Here is a 17,834-nt window from a genome sequence, read left to right as displayed (position 1 = left end):
AACACGACTGACTTCTATCCTGCACAATCGTTTGCGCTAATATACCGACGAGGAGTGTTGGGGGTCAAGGAGCAGGTACAGCACTACAGTGGATGTGGGGAAAGCGAACCGGCTGGCTGGAAGAGGGACCGTGGAATCATCGAGGCGTAAGCCGACCATCAAGCACATCGCTGAGGCAGCCGGAGTGCATCCCTCTACGGTTTCCCGTGCTCTCAATGGCTTGCCTGAATCGCGCATCCCGCAGGAAACCGTGGACCGGATCCACAAGGCCGCCGCCGAGCTGCGATACGAGCCGAACCCCTGGGCGCAAAGCCTGCGTACCAAGAGGGCGATGATGATTGGAATGGCGATTCCGAGGTTCACAGACTATGTGCTCGCCCAAATGTTCGAGGCTGCGCAAATTCGTGCAATGAAATTCGGCTACCACACGCTTACCGCGGGGGCCGAAGTGGGAGGGGTGGACAACGTTGCGATCAAGGGCCTTATCGACAGGAGAATCGATGGCCTGATCCTCGCAACAGCAAAGATACATGACCAGTACTTGCCCGAGATTGAGCGACGTGGTGTGCCGTTCGTGCTGCTCAACCGCAAATCCGCTGACTACCCAGGCGTGACCGGCGATGATGAAGTCGGGGGCTACCTCGCCACTCGCCACCTCATCGACCAAGGCCACACGCGCATTGGGCATATCAGTGGCCCCACGGATGTCAGCACAGCGCTAAATCGGGCCTGTGGGTATCGGCGGGCGATGGCGGAGGCGAACCTGCCGGTCCATTCCGAATTGATACAGCAGGGCACCTTCGATGCCGATTCTGCCGGCCGGGCAGCGGCGAATCTGCTGAACCTTCCCGTCCGGCCAACGGCAATTTTTGCCGTGAACGATATCAGTGCCCTTGCCGCCATGTCCGTGGCGCGCCAATGCGGGCTCACCATTCCGGAAGATCTCGCTGTCGTTGGCTATAATGATTCTGAAGTCAGCTCCCTCCTTCCCATCCCCCTTACTAGCGTCCGTGTTTCCCTTCAGGAGATGGGGAGCGCCGCCGTCGACCTGCTTTTGGCTTTGATGAATGGAGAGACAGTCGAGTCCGTGGTCAAGGCTCCCCAACTGATTCCCCGGCAGTCGTCGGTACTCTCCCGGTCGTAACGGAACCCACCGACACCGCCGTTGCTACTCTCCGCCGCAGACACTCAGGCGAGAAGCCAGTTATAGATCTGCGGCACAAAGGTGATGAGAACTGTTAGCGCCAGCAGCGCAATGATAAAGGGCATGACCGCCACCGAGAGCCGCCCCATTGGCACCTTGCTGATGGACATCGCGACGAAAAGACTTGCCCCGACAGGCGGGGTGGCCAGTCCTAAAGTGAGGGCGAGCACCGTGACCACGCCGAAGTGCACGGGATCGACGCCATAACTGATTGCGGCAGGCAAAAGCACAGGAGTAACGATGATGATCGCGGGAACCGGATCGAGCGGCATACCAACCAGCAGCAGCACAATCAGTGCAATCAGCAGGAACACAGTCTGGCTGTCCGTAATCGCCAACATCAGTTCCGCCACAAGGCTTGGCAGCCTGGAGTAAGCCAGCGCCCAGTTGAGCACGGATGACGAGGCTACGATGATCATGACCGTGGCAGTCATGACGACTGAAGCGCGAAGAACATGAAGGGCTTTCTCCACGTTCAACGTGCGGTACACAAGCCCCACGATAAGGGCATAAAACACTGCCACTGCCGCGGCTTCGGTTGGTGTAAAGACTCCACCAAGGATGCCGCCAATGATAAGAACCGGCATGAACAGCGCAATCAGTGCATCCCGGGCAGAGATGGCGAGGTCTTTGCCCTCAAGAACCTGGTCAGGACGCAACGTCGGAGTGACAAAGCCCTGCCGTCGGAGAAGCACGTAATTAGTAACCATGACCGTTACTCCGATCAGAATTCCAGGGATGATGCCGGCGATGAACAAATCACCAATGGAAGTCTGGCTTTGAACCCCGTAGATGATAAAGGGGATGCTGGGCGGAATAACGGCCCCCATGAGCGAAGCAGCCGTAATCGTTGCCACGGAGAACTCGCGTTTGTACCCGTCGCGCTGCATCTCCGGGATCATCGTGATGCCAACTGCGGCGAGATCGGCTGCGGCAGCGCCGCTGACGCCGCCAAAAATCATTGACACAAGCACGGCGACCTGGGCTAGTCCTCCATAAATCTTCCGCAAGAGATACCGGGTAAGCCGGACCAGCCGTTCGGTGAGCCCGACTTCGTTCATGAGGTAGCCGGCGAGCACGAAGAGAGGGATGGCCATGAGGGTGAAATCGTCCATCCCCACGAACAGTCGCTGAGCAACAACAGTCAACGGCGCAGGGGTGGCCAACATGATGTAGATGAGCCCGGTTCCAATAATGACTATGGCCAGCGGCACGCCAAGGGACATCAGCCCTAAGAATCCGCCAATTAAAATCCCAGGCATCAGATCTCCTCGAGTTCCGGATCTGCCGGTGGCGGCGGCACCGTTGAGAACATTCGCACGATCCCCTGCAAGCCCATGAGGGCAAACCCGACCGGAATGGCCAGGTACGCCCACGCGATCTGAATCTGCAAGGCCGGGCTCACCTGATTACGGTCGAAATTCGCAGCCGTCCCCTCGGTGCCGTACCAGACGACAGCGAAGCTCACGATGACCGTTATGAATTCACCGATCCTCCTCGCCACCTCGGGATTGATGCCAGGGATCCTGCCGAGCAGGGACTGCAGCGCGGGATGCTCGCTGCGGCGATGTGCGCAGGCAAGGCCTAGGAACACCAGCCAAATCGAAAGGTAGCGGGCTAGTTCTTCGCCCCAACTCAGCGACGCGTTGAGAACGTATCGAAAAAAGACCGATGCGAGCACCACACCCACGACGGACACGAAGAGCAGGCTGCAGACCCAGAGCAGTACGCGGTCAAGGAGCCCGAGGGTTTGGTCCAAACCCTTCACGAGGCGTACCCCGGGAGCAAACCGCGTGGGCGGCTCGCTCCCGTCCTCAGCCTTGTGGGCGGGTTCTAAGGTCATTATTCCCGCAAATCCTGGATGGTCTTCAGCATGTCCTCTGCATCCAGGTCAGCTGCCCACTTCCTCCAGACCGGCTCCAGAATTTCCAGGAAGGCCTGCTCGTCGATCTGGGTTACTTCTACTCCGGCACCCGTCACCGCCTCAATGGCTTTTTTCTGCAGGTCAACAAAGAACTGCCGTTCATATGTCGCTGCCTCGGTCATCGCCTCGGAGATAGCCTCTTGCTCAGCCTGATTCAGGGTGTCCCAGAAATCCGCTGACATGATGACCGGCCGCGGTTCCGCGAGGAATGCCGCCTCCGGAGCGGTGGCATAGTTGACAAGTTCGAAGAGCTTCAGTGAGTTGACAGAGCCCCAGTCAAGGGTGGCACCTTCAATAACCCCGGTCTGGATACCCGTGTAAACCTCGCCGTAAGGCATTGGTGTCGGGTTCGCGCCCAAGGACCGCAGGGCGTCTGTGAGCGCTGGATTTTCTATTGAGCGCAGCTTCAGTCCATTGAGGTCCGATGGTTCATTGATCGGAACGTCCACAGTCTGAATGGAGCTGTCTCCCGTACTGAAGAAATCGAGCACGTGGAATTTGCCCTCGGTGCGGATACGCTCCTTAAGCTGGTCAGCGGCAGGAGAGTCGACGATGCGTTGCATGTGTGCCTGGTCCTGGATGAGGAATGGCAGCTCAAGCAGATTCATCACCGGCGCCAGTGTCGCAAGCGCCCCAGCGCCTACGCCTATATGAATCGAACCATCCAAAATCGACTCGTTGATATCGCGCTCCTGGCCCAGCTGTCCACCAGCGAAAATGTCAACGGTGATCTTTCCGTCAGTCTTTTCTTCGACTACCTGCTTAAATTTTTCTGCGCCGTCAAAGTAAGGGAAAGACTCGGGAGTAATCAGAGCGAAGACGAGCTTCCGCTCACCAATCTCATCAGGGTTGCCGGTTCCTCCCGGAGGGCCGCCTTGGCATGCTGTGAGGACGAGGGCTATGGCCGCAAGTATCGCCGCAGCAATGCCGCGTTTTCTGGTACGCATTGTTCCTCTCCTTGCAGTTGATCCGTCTAAACCGTGCACCGATACTGCTCAGTGTCCGTGCTGCCCCTTCCCATGCCTTGGAGCGGTGCTCAGGTGAGCAGGCCAACCTTGAGCAGCGTCGACCGAACCTCTTCCTTGTCTTCCTGTGTGATGGCTGGCTCGGGTGCGCGTGTAGTTCCCCCTGGTATTAGCCCCATTTGAACGAGCGCTTCCTTAACTCGGGCGATGAACGAGAACTTCGTTTGCCCCAGGTCCCGGCTGAAAGTGTTGATGAGCGGCACGATCTTCGAGTTCATGTGCTCAACAGCTGCAGTAGTCTCCCCGCTTGAGACAAGCCCATACAGCTCCGTCCAAAGGTGAACACCGACATTTCCGATGCCGACCATGGATCCCTGCGACCCGTACAGGAGCATCCCCAGCAGTGTGTATGTGTTGTTGTCCGCAAACACCGCTGTCTTGCCCTCCACGGCCTTGTAGTCGGCCTCGTAGGTCTCCATCGACGTTGCTTCCTTGATGCCAATGACATGCTCAAGCTCGGCAAGGCGGGCGATCGTTTTCGCCGGATAATTTACTCCGGACGACACCGGGTATTGAAAGACGGTCATCGGCATGTCGATGCCCTCCGCCAGGTCCCGGAAGAACTTCACGACGACGTCTTCGTTATTGATGAACCCACGGCGAAGGATGTTGTAGAACGGGGTGTTGATTTGGAGCACAGTTGCCCCGGCCTCCTTGAGCTGGTTGCCAAAGGCGATTGTGTCCCTGGTCGAGGTTGGTTCGACACCGGTCAGGATTGGGATCCTGCCGTTGACAACCTCGGCGACGGAGCTGACAACTTGCAACTGCTCCTCTCGGTTGAGGCTCGTGACCTCACCGGAATACCCGCAGGTGAGAATTCCATTTACACCAGGAACGCCAATGACATGCTCTACATAGGCCTCGAGCGATGCGAGATCCAATGATTCATCGCTGTTAAAGGGCGTCACTATCGCAGTGATAACCCCCTCGAGTTTGACCTGTTCCATGCTTGCTCGCTTCTCTTAGCGCAAACGATTGTGCGGATTGAAAAAAGGATACCTTTCCGATCGCGTGAGGTGTCAAGAGATCGAAGCAAATGATCGAAGGCGGCTAGGGCATGCCTCCTTATGGCGGAGCTTTACCCGTGCGATTGCTGTGTTTTCTGCGGTTGTTGGTTGTGCGCGTGGTACTGGTAGGGGACCACCGCTGGGTTGAGGGGCCGGAGTGGAACTGGGAACCCTCTCCCGAGCGAAAACTTCAGCCGGAACCAATGCTTCACCCGTTCTTGTGAATGAAGTTTCGTTTCCGGGGTCGGCGCGGTAGCGCCCTGGTTGCGCGGAGGACCCGCCCAGCGATCGTGGGGCATGTCAGAATGACAAGCAGCGCTCCAGCTTTTACGGGTTCATCGAGGTACCGAGATCAGGCAGCATGACTTTTTGGGGGAATCAGGTATCAGGCCACAAGGAGTCCGTTCCGTGACTCGCCGCGTAGGAGGAGTTAACGAAGTGTCGCTGAGCCCGTCGTTAAGGGTGGGGGGCCTGGGGGTGGTTTGATTAGTCGGTGCTTCGTCTCAGACGCCTTGTGGTCCTTGTCTTGTTTGCAATTTGTGTCACCACCGCTTCTTTATTCTGGGCGCTTGGGCAACTTGGCACTGACGCCCGTGGTGCGTTTTCTCCGCCTCCGCGGGCGGAGGCTGGGCTCGAAATGCTGTCCTCCGGTATGACCACCGCCGTGAACGTCACCAAAAACGCGGATGCTGACTGGGTGATCCGGGCTGCAGGGCAGACCGGGATCCCTGAACGCGCACTGCGGGCGTATGTTGCCGCGGCCGAGACCGTGAATGCTGCCGCTCCGGCGTGCGGGATTGGCTGGAACACTGTGGCCGCCATTGGTTTCGTTGAAACAGCACATGGAACTTACGGCGGCGGCTACCTGACCAGCGCGGGGCAGGGGAGCCGCCCGATTGTGGGCCCGGTTCTCGACGGTGCCGGCTTCGCCGCTATCGCCGATACGGACGCCGGTGCCTTGGACGGGGATACCCGCTGGGACCGTGCTGTGGGGCCGATGCAGTTCATTCCTACGACGTGGCAGCTGGTCGGGCTGGACGGGAACGGGGACGGAACGGCGGATCCGTTCAATATCGATGATGCGGCCCTCAGCGCGGCGACCTATCTGTGTGCCGGCGGCCGTGACCTTACAACCGCTGACGGGTGGACCGACGCGATCTACGCCTACAACCAGTCCGATGCCTACATCCGGCAAGTGCGTGAGCAGGCCACGGCATACGCAGCGAAGGCTGGCGCGCAGGAATGAGTCCGGCGGGTTGATGCTCCTCAGGTGGGTATGAATCATTTTGCAGGCGGGCGGAAGAGGCGCCGTGGACATGTGCCCTTACCAAGAGCGACCAATCAACGCCTCCGCCGAATACGGGCCCCAAAAGAGTGTGGGCAATGTCCACACTCTTGGCCTCGGATCGGGTTGTACAGCCCTCGAACTGCTTTGAATTCCGCATGATTTCGCGGGTTCTCAGTGTTTGCAAGGCTTGGAAGACAGTTCGAGTCCCACCTCGGGCACAGTGTTTCCACAGGTCAGAGGCTTTTTCATTCTTTTGTGTTGACAAAGCTTGACTTTTCGGAAGTCGTTGCGTTCGTCACCCACGGTTTGCCTGAGAAAGAGCGCTGCATCCTATGCACCTCCTGGACCCGATGTTTGCGGCGCTCACCTGAATCCCTTAGCTGGATGTGAGCTGGAACGCCGCGGGGCATTCAGGTCCGGCGAAGGTTCAGCTCCCACGTCAATTCTTGGATTTCCGGCCTGCGTTGTGTCGTGGCTACAGCGGTTTGACTTGATCACAAGCTGTCCGGGACCAGGGTCGCCCCCAGACGTGGCAGTCGCCTTTGCCGACACAGCGCCGATTTCGGCTCCTTATTTGTCTCGGCGCCACGTGGCAGGCCGACGCGAGGACGTCCAGTGCGGACTCCCCTGAGTTTGAGTGTGCTGGTCCCGTGGATGGGTGGATGGGTGGATGGACGGATGGGTGGATGGGTGGCAGCGGATCGGACCACTAGACAGGCTTGTCGAATACGCCCTGGATGAACACCGTGCGCCCGGCGTCGGTGTTGCGCCCGGAGTTGCTCGTCTTGACGGCTGCCTGTTCTCCCAGCACGAGATGCATTCCAAGCGGAGGAGGGGCGCTGGAGCCGCTCGCACCCGACGCTTGCGCCTTCGCCTGCTGTGCCTTGCGCGCCGCCACGATGTCGGCGGTAATGTCGCGCCAGGTGCGCTCCAGGAGACCTGCACCGCGGATCAACCCGCGGAGGGATTCCGCATCGGCCAGATGGCTCTGGTTGGGGCGGCTCGCCCATGGGACCGGAAGCTCGATCGGCTCGCCGTTCCCCGCGCAGATTTCCTGGCAGACGAACAGCCCGCCCGGCCTGAGTACCCGGGCGATTCCGGAATACAGGCGGCGCTTGTCCCGGATGTTCATCTGCATTTGTATCGTCCACACTACGTCGAAGCTGGACGCGGCGAACGGAAGCTCCAGGGCATCACCGGCCTGAAAGCGGGTGCGATCGGACAACCGCGTCATCCGAGAAAGGGCGTTGGCCACCCCGCAGAATTCAGGCGAGAGATCGATGCCTGTCACGTCGCAACCCAAAGTTGCGGCGAGGTAACGCGCCGGGCCGCCCAACCCGCTGCCCACGTCGAGCACTCGCGATCCTGGCGGAATCTTTGCAAGCTCCACCAATGCGCGCGTAGCCGAACGTCCCGCGGAGTGAAACTCGTCGGCCGGCGCGAGATCTTCGTGCGTGACCGAGTCCAGGTCCTTGCCGAGAGCTTGCAACCCCGTCACGATTCGCGGCAGAAGTTCGCCCGGCTCGTAGTGACGAAGCATGTCCTCGTGCGAGTCGCCCATGGACGCAAATTCTGCGGGGGATTTCGGGGAGCCGTCAAGTATGCGCTTGCTCCCACCACCCCGTCACCTGCCCTCCTCCGGCAGGAGGGAGGGTCTGGCCTGTGCCCTCACGAGGTCTCCACTAGAGGCAGAAAGGCATCGCAGACCCCCCTGACCAGCAAACGATCTCTGTCCTCCTAAACGACATCGGAAGGGTCGCGGTCGTGCAATTCTCCCTTCGTCCCAAGGGTCGCGGTCGTGCAATTCTCCCTTCGTCCCAAGGGTCCGTGGGTGGCTGACAACCAGGATCAGCGGATAGCTCGCCTCCCCGCAATCGCTTACGGCTTCGTCGTCCGCTGGACCGTTCCCGAGATGTGATCCATGGCGCAATTCCTACTGGTGCTGTCAGGCGTCTTGCTCGGCACCGCAGCAACGCTTCTTATCGAATTTCTCCTGCCCCGCCGTGCGGCAGAGAAGGCAGAGGCGGCGACGGATGCGTCGCGAGAAATTCAAGAGACGTCGCTAGAACTTCTTCGCGAGACTCAACTCCTGCTCGCCCGCGCGCAGGCCGAGTTGCGTCAACGACCCTGGTGGCGACGGCGGCCGAAAGGTTCAAGGCGATACAAATAGGAACCTTATCTACCTCAACCCTGTCGTCTCGCGGAGGCCAACATCGCCGCTCAGCGATCACAGCGAGCCACCAGCGTTCGTAAGCCGGTCCCTAACTGCGACAACCCGGCTTTGACGTGCTGCTTTGCAGAGGTGCACTTTGAGGTGCCCCGTATACCCCGCCCGCAAAAATGCCCGGTGAAGGTGCCCTAAACGCTACACGCAAAATTGTCTCAAAACCCTTGGGAAACGAGACGTCTCTACGAGCTAACAGTCGTCTGACCTGCACAGTCACAGATTTCCTGCGGAACGTTGGACGCGCGGGCCAACGGCGATTCTCGTAACTATGTCTCATAACCTCGTAGCCAAGATCTGGTACTCATCCTTAGTTATGAGACAGGTGAGCGGGCGTCGGCGCAACGGGCTTAGAACGAGGTCGGAAGCAAACACAATTCTGGGTTCAGCAGCGTAGCGTCTTGAAAAACAACAGAGCTTTCCAAGACACCGCCACCCTGCTCGGGTGGGTCTGGTCCAATTAGCGGTCCGCAGCCCACTCAAGGTCGGGTACCGGTTTGGTACCATAAAGGCATGGCTATGAATCTCCGTGTCCCTGAAGACCTCGATCGGCGGCTGGAGAAGTTGGCTGCCGAGGAACATACGTCCAAGTCCGCGCTTCTGTTGCAGGGCGCAGAGTTGGTTCTGCAGCGCCACGCGCGCCGACGTGAAATCAGCGCAGGCCTTGATTTTGTCATGAGTCATGACGCTGATCTGCTGAAGCGCCTTGAAGACGCGTGACAGCGTACCTGGACATTGAGGATGCACTTCAGGTAGTTGATCGGTACGGCTTCCATACCCGTGATATCGGGCTGTTGGCCTCAGCATTGGCCAGGCCGGCTACGACTGTCATGGGCGCGGAAGCCTATCCGGAACTAGCTGTGAAGGCGGCAGCCTTGTTGGAGTCGGTCGCCCGCTTCCATCCGCTCATTGATGGCAACAAACGGACGGCGTGGACGCTCATGGTACTGCTGCTGTGGATCAACGGTTACCGGCATGACTTCAGCACGGATGAAGGCTTCGACCTCGTCGTCGGAGTCGCCGCGGGCACAATCGACTTGCTGAACTCTGCCGCCGAGATTTCCAGGCATCTGGTGCCCCGGTAGTCCTCCAGCGCCCCGAAAGGGGGTGCGGACAATGTCCACACTTTTCGTCTCGTACTGGGCCAAACCACCTTCCGACTGGCAAGGATTCCCCATGTTTTCGCGGATTCCCCGTGTTTGCAAGGGCTGGAATGCAGTTCGAGTCCCACCTCGGACACCATATCCCCTCGTCGGAGGGGTTTTTGCTTTAACGCGCGTACAAAGCTTGTGGTGGCACTCGGCGAATGATCACTCGACAGCGGTATCGAGGCCATAAGAAAGATGACGCCTCTGAAGCTGCTCAATCCTGGAGGCAGCAGTGTTTCCCGGGCGGCGATGTGCACTGGAGTCGCTCTCATGAAGGGGAAGGGATGGCCGTGCGGGCCGCCCGAGAATAGGACTCGCCCAGTTCTGAATTCATCTGAGTTGTATAAGAAGGTTATTCCCAGGGCTAGCCCGTGCCGTTAGGGTGATCACGGGCGGTGCCGATGAAGGTTCGCCCGGTTGGGTCATCAGGTTCCAGTAACGGAGCTGATCCTAGCGATTTCGATTCCCGGGAGGAAGCATGACCAATCCAGAGCAGGATCCAAGCCAGCAGGAAGGCCCCGCGGACAGTGGCGCGGCCGGCGTCCCAGGCATGCATGATGGGGGCGCCGACGGAGGTGCTGACAGTGGTGCCGATGGAGGTGCTGACAGTGGTGCCGATGGTGGTGCTGACAGCGGTGCCGATGGTGGTGCTGACAGCGGTGCCGACGGTGGTGCTGACAGCGGTGCCGATGGTGGTGCCGACGGAGGAGCCGATGGGGGAGCCGCAGAACGGGGCGTCTGAATTTGAGCACCATCCGCAAGGACTTTCAGGACCCCGACGCCTTGGAAAGCGGCGGGGTCCTGGAGAGACGCCTTATTAAGATTGGCCGTGAGAGGTTCGCCGGTGACGTCTGGGGACGCACGGCGCTGCTCACGCGTGGCGCAAGCGACTTCTCCGATCTGTTCTCTGCCGAGGCCGTCGATGAGCTGGTCTCGCGCCGTGGACTGCGCACACCTTTTCTCCGCGTTGCCAAGGGCGGCACCACATTTCCCGACTCGTCATTCACCTCACCCGCCGGCGTCGGCGCCACCATCTCTGACCAGCTCGACGACACAGCGCTTTGGCGCAAATTCGCGGACGGTGCCACGCTCGTGCTCCAGGCACTGCACCGCACATGGGAACCTGTCTCGGACTTCAGCAGGAGGCTGAGCACCGAGCTCGGACATCCGGTGCAGGCCAATGCGTACGTCACGCCGCCTCAGAACCGGGGGTTCGACGATCACTACGACGTGCACGACGTCTTCATCCTGCAGATCGAGGGGACAAAGCGCTGGATCATTCATGAGCCGGTCCACACGGACCCGTTGCGTGATCAACCCTGGACTGATCGCCGCTCCAGCGTGGCCGAGGCCGCGAAAGGGGAGGCCTATATCGATACGGTGCTTGAGCGCGGGGATGTCCTTTACCTGCCGCGTGGCTGGTTGCATGCCGCTCAGGCGCAGGGCCAGGTCTCCATCCACCTCACACTTGGAATCCACAGTTGGACCCGCTACGCATTGGCCGAACAGCTCGCCCAAGCCGCGCTTGCAGCGCTGTGCGACGATCCCGAGATGCGTCGTACCTTGCCATTAGGCCTCGACGGACCAAACGGGGAGATCGACGTCGTCCGTAAGCGCCTCGCCGCTGCTGTCGCTAAGGCTGAAATCAGTTCTTTGTTTCACCGCACCCGGCGAGGACAGGGCCGTCCGGCACCGCTGGGACCGCTGGCCCAGCTCGCGGCTGTCGAGGGCCTGAGCCCAGAGTCTTTGGTCCGGCTTCGTGATGCACTGGAAGCACGGCTGGAGGGATTGCGCCTTACCACGCGCGTGGGTTGGCTCGACTTCCCAGCGACCGATCTGCCTTCTGTAACGCGCCTGCTCGACAGGAAGGTTCACACCGCGGGTGATATCGGCGTCGAACTTGTTGAAAGACTGTTGCGCGCGGGGGTCCTCGTTCCCGTTGAACCGTGATAGAGAGAGTGACCTCGTCACAGTGGTGGGCACGGAGCGCTTCTTCTGTTCTGACGACGCCCGGTTGCGCGGCGATCCGATTGCAGGCACAGCATCGCACGGCGTCGCCTGGGTTCTGATCGAGTACCGGGGCGGGTGGCCTCTCAATGGCTTCGAAGGGCTTGATCTAGAGCCTGAGACCAAAGCACTCTTGCTCTCCGCCGTGAAGGCGGCGCGGGCGCGGGTGCTGCTGGTACGACGGCCCGGCCCCCGCCGCCGTGAGGGTCCGAGCCATTGGGCAGTACTGCACCATGAGGATTCGGGCGAATATCGTCAGCAATGGGGAACATGGGGCAAGGATGAGGATCTGGCGGAAATTGCCAGAGCCCTCAGCCTCCCCGGAACGCTCGGCTATCCGCCCGTCATCCTGGTCTGCACTCACAGTCAACATGACCAATGCTGTGCCGTACGCGGACGGCCCGTGGGACGTGTGCTAAGTGAGCGGTGGCCGGAGCTGGTGTGGGAATGTTCCCATGTAGGAGGTGACAGGTTCGCGGCCAACGTCGTGGTTGCACCCGACGGCGTCTACTACGGAAATCTGGACGTGGAGTCGTCCGTCGCCACGATCGAAGAACACCTCGCGGGCCGTATCCACGCGGAGCATCTGCGCGGATACACGGATCTCTTCCCAGCACAGCAGGCCGCTGTCGGGGCCACGCTCAGGCGTTTCGGCCCGGCCGGCCGGAATGACTACAAAGTGGTCGAGACCTCCCGCGACGGTGATCATTGGCGGATCCACATCACCGGCTGCCCCCCTCACCCGGCACACATCGACGTCGAACTGCATGCTCACCGCGGCCCGCCGTGCCGGCTGACCTGCCGCGGACCGGCAATGAGCTCTGCTATGGTTTACGAGCTCATATCGATCCGCGCAGTCTAAATGACGGGTTTGCGAAGGCGGTTGGTTTGTCGGTGAGCCGACCAAGGTTCCAATCGACCCGGCGACTCAGGCCTCGAGCACCGTATATTCGTTCTGCAACACGCCAGCTTGGCACCGATCTTATTCATGACGCGATGGCGCTACCGGGCAGCATGAGTCTGGCCAGCTATGACTGGCTGTTTCCCGCCCAAGACGTTCAGTCAGGTAAAGGTATGGCGAACCTGTTGGCTGCACCGCTGAACGGCAAGCGCCGCCAGCGTGGCACCACACTGGTCCAGACCTTGGACCAGCCATGATCTCAGCCGTCAAGCTGACATTTCAGCCCTAGAGCCGACAACGGATATACCGTCCAGTAGGCGCCGACAGTGAGATTTACTCGAGAAAGGTCTCGCCGCCCATCACGGCAGTAGTGCCCCGTCGAACCGGACGGGGCACTACTTGTGTCTGTGATTCGCGGTGTTTGCTAGCCGATGAGGGTGGTGATGAGGCGGATGGAGGAGGCGATGATGGCGATGAGGCCGATGGCGGCGAAGAGGTTGTGCCACCACTTGTTGCGTAGGTCGCCCATGAGTGAGGTTTTGTTGGCCATGGTGACGATGAGGATGCCGAGAAGTGGTGCGATGAGGACGGTGAGGGACTGGGCGACGACGATCAGGCCGACGGGGGAGGACTGGAAGGTGAGGGTGATGATCAGGCCGAAGGCGAGGATCATGCCTGTGAAGATGCGGGCCATGGGTGATCCGGCTTTCGCGCCGCGGCCGAGGGCGTCCGAGACCATGGTTCCGCCTGCGGTGGCGTTGGCGATCATGGAGGAGAACGCAGCACCTGACAGTCCGAGGGCGAAGAGCATTGCTCCGACGGGACCCGCGAGGGGTGTGAAGACAGAAGCGAGGGCATTGATGGTGCCTGCTTCGGCTCCCGTCCTGCCGAGTACGGCGGCGGCGACCATGATGACCAGGGCAGTCATGATGCCGGGGGCGACGATGCCGGGGATGGTGTCGACGAGAGTGATGTCTTTGTAGTCGGCGCGGGTGCGCCGGTGTTCCTTGACACCGTAGGAGGTATAGAACGCTGCGTTAATGGAGAAGTTCGTTCCGACAAGGGCGACGATAAGGATTTCACTTCCGGCAGGAAGTTGGGGGACCATCCCTGCCATGGAGCGGTACCAGTCGGGCTGGGCGACGACGGTGCTGGCGATGAAGGCCAGTCCCATGAGGACGACGATGACCAGGAGGGCTTTTTCGACGATTCCGTAGACGTTGCGGAAGGCCAGGACGATGCCGACGGCGATGGTGCAGACCACGGTCCAGAGGACCGGGGAGCCGCCGAAGATCAGGGACAGGCCGAGCCCGGAGCCGACGGCGTTGCCGACGGAGAACATCAAGGTGATGCCGAAGACGCCGAAGCCTGCCAGGACGCCGACCCATTTGCCGAGGTGGTCTTTGATGGAGGTGATCAGGGAGGTCGGTGTTGCGATGCCGAGCCGGACGCTCATGTCTGTGAAGAAGATCATCAGGACGGTGGACACGGCGATGACCCAGACGAGGGTGTAGTCGAAGCGGCTGCCGGCCTGCACGGCGGTGGTGAGGTTGCCGGGGCCGAACTGCCAGGCGCCGACGACGAAGGCCGGGCCCATCAGGGCCAGGTAGCCCAGGAAGGTACGGCGCTTCGGTGTGGTCGCGGCGGGCTGGTTTCCTTGCTGGGTTGCCATCTGTTCTTCCCTGTGACCTGAGTGGGTGATGGTCTTATTCTGCTCGCGCATCGGCGAGTCCTCCTTATACAGCGACGTTGCTGGGGTCGTCGTTGACCGGGGTGGAGAGTAAAGAGTCTTGGTACGGGTGGCGGGCCGTGCCCGCCACCCGTAATGATCCGTGGTTGCCCCGTGGGGCCGGGACCAGGGGTCAGACGGTGGTGGTGACCTTGCCGAGGTTTGCGGCGGCGAAGGCTTCCGCGATTTCTTTATCGGCTCCCTCGGGCAGGGGCAGGAGCGGGGTGCGCACCGTGGCGTGGTCCAGAATGCCGCGGTTCACGAGGCCCCACTTCAGGGCGACGGTGCCCTCCATGTGGGAGCCGCGGTGGTACACGTTCTTGGTGACCGGCAGCAGTCGCTCATGGATGGCGTGGGCACGCTTGTAGTCCTGTGCCTTGCCGGCTTCGATCAGTTCGACGAGCAGTTCGGGGGCGATGTTGCCGTAGCCGACGAGCAGACCGTCGACGTCGAACATGGTCGGCAGCAGGTACTCGTCATGGCAGGACAGGATCTGCAGCTCGGGGTACGCTGCACGCAGCGCGGGGATCTCTGTGTACCAGCGGCGCATGTTCCGGACACCGTTCTTCGTGGCAAAGACGCCCTCCTGGCCGGCGATTTCCAGCTGGGTGTCGAGGTCGTAGTTCGCCTTGGTGTTGTCAGGGTACTGAAACATGATCAGCGGCAGACCGGACTCTTCATAGATCTCCTGGTAGCGCGCCTGCGGGGCACCCTTCTGGTAGCCGAAGCGCAGCCACCCGTGAGAGGGGTAGACGAGGCCAGCTGCGGCGCCGGCCTCGACGGCCTTCTTGGCCTCGAGGGCCGCGGTCTTGTTGCCCTCCTTCGTGATGCCCGCCACGACCGGTACACGGCCGTCGGTCGAGGCCACGAACGCGCGGATAACGTCCAGCTGCTCCTCTTCGGTAAGGAACGTGCCTTCGCCGGCGTGCCCCAGGACGACGAGGCTCTTCACGCCCTCAATCGATCCGAGCCAGGAACCCAGACGCTGGATCGTAGCGTAATCGACAGCGCCCTCTTCGGTGAACGGGGTGACAGGTGCGGGGCTGAGTCCGCGGAGATCGAGTGCCATTGCAGCTACCTTCTTGTCTTCTTTGATGGTCGGCAGTCCCGCTATATTGAAAACGTTTGCGGGAACGATTTCAATTCTGCACGTGTCGCAGGTCACTGTCAAGAGAACGTTTGCAAAGGAGGAATAGAGTGTCTGTTACGCCCCTGCTTGGAAGGAGACTCGCTATGGAACCGGCAGCCCCCGGCGCTATCGTCACGCTCAAGGACGTCGCTGCGGCCAGCGGCGTGAGCATCTCCACTGCCAGCCGCGCCCTGGATGAACGCACCACCTCACGTTCGGCAGCCGCCGCGCACGTCCGGAAGATTGCCGAGGAGCTCGGTTACCGGCGAAACTCTTTCGCGTCCAGCCTCCGCCGCGGGGAGACCCGCACCCTGGGCGTCCTCGTTCCCCGGCTCAGTGACACGGTCATGGCGCTGATGTTTGAAGAACTCGAACGGGCCGCTTCCTCCCGGGGCTACTTCGCCATGGTGGCGACCAGCGGCGACGACCCTGGCGACGAGCGGAGAGCAGCCGAAACTCTGCTGGACCGCAACGTCGACGGCCTGATCCTGGCTACCGCGCGCCTTGACGACGAGCTTCCCCGGCTGCTGCGTGAACGTCGCGTGGCCCACGCCCTGGTGCTGCGCACCGACGGGGTCAGCCCCTCAGCGCTAGGCGATGACGAACTGGGTGGGTACCTTGCCGTGCGCCACCTGCTTGACCTGGGTCACCGGGACATCGCCGTCGTCACCGGTCCCGACTTCACCTCCACAGCGAAAGCCCGACTCGCCGGCGCCTGTAAGGCCGTCGAAGAAGCAGGAAGCAAACTCCCTGAACCTTGGACAATCGCCGGGGGATACGGGATCGAGCACGGGTTCGACGCCGGCGAAAAGCTACTGGGATCGAAGAAGCGCCCTACCGCTATTTTCGCCGCGAATGACAACATCGCGCTGGGCATTATGGCCGCTGCCCACCGCCACGACCTGCGGATCGGTCCGGACCTTTCTCTCGTCGGCTACAACGACACTCCCCTCTCAGCCCGGCTTCCCACACCGCTGACTTCCGTCCGCGTGCCTTTGGACCACATTGCCAGAACTGCCATCGACCTCATCACCGACCCGGGTTCGGAACCCCGAGTACGAAAATCGACCCCCACGCTCATTCCGAGAGAATCAACGGGCCCGCCAAATCCCTAGCCACAGGGAGCTACCATGCGGCCCGCCCCGTCCACATGGGTCACGTAAGGGGCACTGCGACATTGACCCCGACACATTCCCCTGCATATAGTTTAGACAATAAACTAAAAAGGCGCCGTGGACCCATTAGCGAGGCCGGCGACGGCGCCACCCCCAGCTGCCCGGTACCTGGTCATCCCTGTACCAGCACGGCAGTACCCTCTAGGAGACATCATGAAGGTCCTTATCACTGGTGCCCATGGAAAGGTCGGTCGGGCCGCTAGCCAGGCAATGATCGACGCCGGGCACGAAGTGCTCACCACCGACCTCACGCGTCCCGGCTTCGAGCGCAAGCCTGAAGGCACCCCGAAGTACATGATGGCCGACCTCACCGACGCAGGGGAAGCGTACTCCGTCGTCCGCGGAGTGGATGCCGTGGTACACATGGCTGCGATCCCGGAACCCACTGGCCATCCGCCGCACGTCGTCTTTGAAACCAATCTAATGGCGACCTTCAACGTTCTTGAGGCGGCCATTCGATTTGGGGTAAAGCGCTTCGTTTACATCTCCAGTGAAACTGTCCCGGGGTTCTTCTTTCCTGAGCGTGATTTCCTCCCTGACTACGCGCCCGTGGACGAGGAGCACCCCATCCGCCCGCAGGACCCCTACGCGCTCTCCAAGCACTTCGGCGAGCAGCTCATGGACGCCGCAATCGCACGCTCTGACATCCGCTGCATTTCCATTCGGCCCAGCTGGGTCCAGTTCGAGGGCAACTACGAGACAAACCTCGGACCGCAGGTCCGTGACGCGTCGGTCCTCAGCCCCAATCTATGGAGCTACGTCGATGTGTACGACCTCGCCGACGCCATCGTGTTGGCCACGGAGTCAGACCTTCCCGGACACGAGGTCTTCTACATCGCTTCCCCTGATAATGTAGGCGGCCACGACTTCGCAGAGATCCTGAGCAAGTACTACGGTGACAAAATTGAATTGCGCAGCCTTGACCGTGCCGATGCTTCGGGCATCTCCAGCGCGAAAGCACAACGAATGCTCGGTTGGACGCCGAAGCGCTCGTGGCGCGACTACCTTGACGCCGAAGGCCATGTGATCACCCGCTGACCTACTCAGCGGGGGGACCGGGAGTCTCCAGAGAC

The 17,834-nt window shown here is 60.9% G+C and carries 17 protein-coding genes; 10 read left to right on the top strand and 7 right to left on the bottom strand.

The window, feature by feature from the left end; all coding sequences use genetic code 11:
- Positions 1-88: 88 nt before the first annotated feature.
- Positions 89-1,144, top strand: a complete 1,056-nt coding sequence (locus FDW83_RS02380; protein WP_138135986.1) for a LacI family DNA-binding transcriptional regulator — start codon at positions 89-91, stop codon at positions 1,142-1,144.
- A 44-nt stretch (positions 1,145-1,188) separates the two neighbouring features.
- Here the strand turns inward: FDW83_RS02380 and FDW83_RS02375 are convergent, their stop codons facing one another.
- From FDW83_RS02375 to FDW83_RS02360, 4 genes are all read right to left on the bottom strand, one after another.
- Positions 1,189-2,466, bottom strand: coding sequence for a TRAP transporter large permease (locus tag FDW83_RS02375; RefSeq protein ID WP_138135985.1), 1,278 nt, complete (start codon positions 2,464-2,466; stop codon positions 1,189-1,191).
- On the bottom strand, positions 2,466-3,047 hold the full coding sequence (locus FDW83_RS02370; RefSeq protein WP_138135984.1) for a TRAP transporter small permease: 582 nt from the start codon (positions 3,045-3,047) through the stop codon (positions 2,466-2,468). Before FDW83_RS02370 ends, FDW83_RS02375 begins: the two co-directional genes overlap by 1 nt.
- Positions 3,047-4,075 (bottom strand): TRAP transporter substrate-binding protein, encoded by a 1,029-nt coding sequence (locus FDW83_RS02365; protein ID WP_138135983.1) that lies wholly within the window; start codon positions 4,073-4,075, stop codon positions 3,047-3,049. Before FDW83_RS02365 ends, FDW83_RS02370 begins: the two co-directional genes overlap by 1 nt.
- 89 nt (positions 4,076-4,164) lie before the next feature.
- Complete coding sequence (locus FDW83_RS02360) at positions 4,165-5,100, bottom strand: dihydrodipicolinate synthase family protein (RefSeq protein WP_138135982.1); 936 nt, start codon at positions 5,098-5,100, stop codon at positions 4,165-4,167.
- Between the two features lie 712 nt (positions 5,101-5,812).
- On the opposite strand from FDW83_RS02360, the gene FDW83_RS02355 reads away from it, so the two are divergent.
- Positions 5,813-6,406, top strand: a complete 594-nt coding sequence (locus tag FDW83_RS02355; protein WP_370281154.1) for a lytic transglycosylase domain-containing protein — start codon at positions 5,813-5,815, stop codon at positions 6,404-6,406.
- Positions 6,407-7,157: 751 nt separating this feature from the next.
- Here FDW83_RS02355 and FDW83_RS02350 read toward each other — a convergent pair.
- Positions 7,158-8,009, bottom strand: coding sequence for a cyclopropane-fatty-acyl-phospholipid synthase family protein (locus FDW83_RS02350; protein WP_138135980.1), 852 nt, complete (start codon positions 8,007-8,009; stop codon positions 7,158-7,160).
- Positions 8,010-9,185: 1,176 nt separating this feature from the next.
- Here FDW83_RS02350 and FDW83_RS02345 point away from each other — a divergent pair.
- From FDW83_RS02345 to FDW83_RS19045, 6 genes are all read left to right on the top strand, one after another.
- Positions 9,186-9,392, top strand: a complete 207-nt coding sequence (locus FDW83_RS02345; protein ID WP_229666519.1) for a ribbon-helix-helix protein, CopG family — start codon at positions 9,186-9,188, stop codon at positions 9,390-9,392.
- Complete coding sequence (locus FDW83_RS02340; protein ID WP_138135979.1) at positions 9,389-9,757, top strand: type II toxin-antitoxin system death-on-curing family toxin; 369 nt, start codon at positions 9,389-9,391, stop codon at positions 9,755-9,757. Before FDW83_RS02345 ends, FDW83_RS02340 begins: the two co-directional genes overlap by 4 nt.
- Positions 9,758-10,298: 541 nt before the next feature.
- Positions 10,299-10,562, top strand: a complete 264-nt coding sequence (locus tag FDW83_RS02335; protein ID WP_138135978.1) for a BatC protein — start codon at positions 10,299-10,301, stop codon at positions 10,560-10,562.
- Between the two features lie 2 nt (positions 10,563-10,564).
- Positions 10,565-11,770 (top strand): JmjC domain-containing protein, encoded by a 1,206-nt coding sequence (locus FDW83_RS02330; RefSeq protein WP_171027414.1) that lies wholly within the window; start codon positions 10,565-10,567, stop codon positions 11,768-11,770.
- Positions 11,703-12,689 (top strand): sucrase ferredoxin, encoded by a 987-nt coding sequence (locus FDW83_RS02325; protein WP_370281153.1) that lies wholly within the window; start codon positions 11,703-11,705, stop codon positions 12,687-12,689. The genes FDW83_RS02330 and FDW83_RS02325 overlap by 68 nt, the downstream gene beginning before the upstream one ends.
- Positions 12,614-12,985, top strand: a complete 372-nt coding sequence (locus FDW83_RS19045; RefSeq protein WP_171027392.1) for a hypothetical protein — start codon at positions 12,614-12,616, stop codon at positions 12,983-12,985. Before FDW83_RS02325 ends, FDW83_RS19045 begins: the two co-directional genes overlap by 76 nt.
- Positions 12,986-13,152: 167 nt before the next feature.
- Here FDW83_RS19045 and FDW83_RS02320 read toward each other — a convergent pair whose 3' ends face one another.
- Together FDW83_RS02320 and FDW83_RS02315 are read right to left on the bottom strand one after the other, a co-directional pair.
- A complete protein-coding gene (locus FDW83_RS02320) occupies positions 13,153-14,451 on the bottom strand; it encodes an Nramp family divalent metal transporter (RefSeq protein WP_205754650.1) in 1,299 nt (432 codons plus the stop codon).
- Between the two features lie 139 nt (positions 14,452-14,590).
- Complete coding sequence (locus FDW83_RS02315) at positions 14,591-15,526, bottom strand: dihydrodipicolinate synthase family protein (RefSeq protein WP_138135976.1); 936 nt, start codon at positions 15,524-15,526, stop codon at positions 14,591-14,593.
- A gap of 164 nt (positions 15,527-15,690) precedes the next feature.
- Between FDW83_RS02315 and FDW83_RS02310 the strand changes: the two genes are divergently transcribed.
- Together FDW83_RS02310 and FDW83_RS02305 are read left to right on the top strand one after the other, a co-directional pair.
- Positions 15,691-16,701, top strand: a complete 1,011-nt coding sequence (locus FDW83_RS02310; RefSeq protein WP_138135975.1) for a LacI family DNA-binding transcriptional regulator — start codon at positions 15,691-15,693, stop codon at positions 16,699-16,701.
- Positions 16,702-16,914: 213 nt separating this feature from the next.
- The gene (locus FDW83_RS02305) at positions 16,915-17,799 is read left to right on the top strand and encodes an NAD(P)-dependent oxidoreductase (protein WP_138135974.1); all 885 of its coding nucleotides are present in this window, start codon (positions 16,915-16,917) and stop codon (positions 17,797-17,799) included.
- Positions 17,800-17,834: the final 35 nt, after the last annotated feature.

Source organism: Pseudarthrobacter sp. NamE2, from assembly GCF_005796205.1.
GTDB lineage: Bacteria > Actinomycetota > Actinomycetes > Actinomycetales > Micrococcaceae > Arthrobacter.
This window is presented reverse-complemented; position numbering and strand designations above follow the sequence as displayed.

Coding starts and splice junctions, on each gene's coding strand:
- FDW83_RS02370 (WP_138135984.1), bottom strand. CDS start 3,047: ATGACCTTAGAACCCGCCCACAAGGCTGAGGACGGGAGCGAGCCGCCC.
- FDW83_RS02305 (WP_138135974.1), top strand. CDS start 16,915: ATGAAGGTCCTTATCACTGGTGCCCATGGAAAGGTCGGTCGGGCCGCT.
- FDW83_RS02360 (WP_138135982.1), bottom strand. CDS start 5,100: ATGGAACAGGTCAAACTCGAGGGGGTTATCACTGCGATAGTGACGCCC.
- FDW83_RS02355 (WP_370281154.1), top strand. CDS start 5,813: ATGACCACCGCCGTGAACGTCACCAAAAACGCGGATGCTGACTGGGTG.
- FDW83_RS02315 (WP_138135976.1), bottom strand. CDS start 15,526: ATGGCACTCGATCTCCGCGGACTCAGCCCCGCACCTGTCACCCCGTTC.
- FDW83_RS02320 (WP_205754650.1), bottom strand. CDS start 14,451: ATGCGCGAGCAGAATAAGACCATCACCCACTCAGGTCACAGGGAAGAA.
- FDW83_RS02335 (WP_138135978.1), top strand. CDS start 10,299: ATGACCAATCCAGAGCAGGATCCAAGCCAGCAGGAAGGCCCCGCGGAC.
- FDW83_RS02345 (WP_229666519.1), top strand. CDS start 9,186: ATGGCTATGAATCTCCGTGTCCCTGAAGACCTCGATCGGCGGCTGGAG.
- FDW83_RS02375 (WP_138135985.1), bottom strand. CDS start 2,466: ATGCCTGGGATTTTAATTGGCGGATTCTTAGGGCTGATGTCCCTTGGC.
- FDW83_RS02310 (WP_138135975.1), top strand. CDS start 15,691: ATGGAACCGGCAGCCCCCGGCGCTATCGTCACGCTCAAGGACGTCGCT.
- FDW83_RS02350 (WP_138135980.1), bottom strand. CDS start 8,009: ATGGGCGACTCGCACGAGGACATGCTTCGTCACTACGAGCCGGGCGAA.
- FDW83_RS02365 (WP_138135983.1), bottom strand. CDS start 4,075: ATGCGTACCAGAAAACGCGGCATTGCTGCGGCGATACTTGCGGCCATA.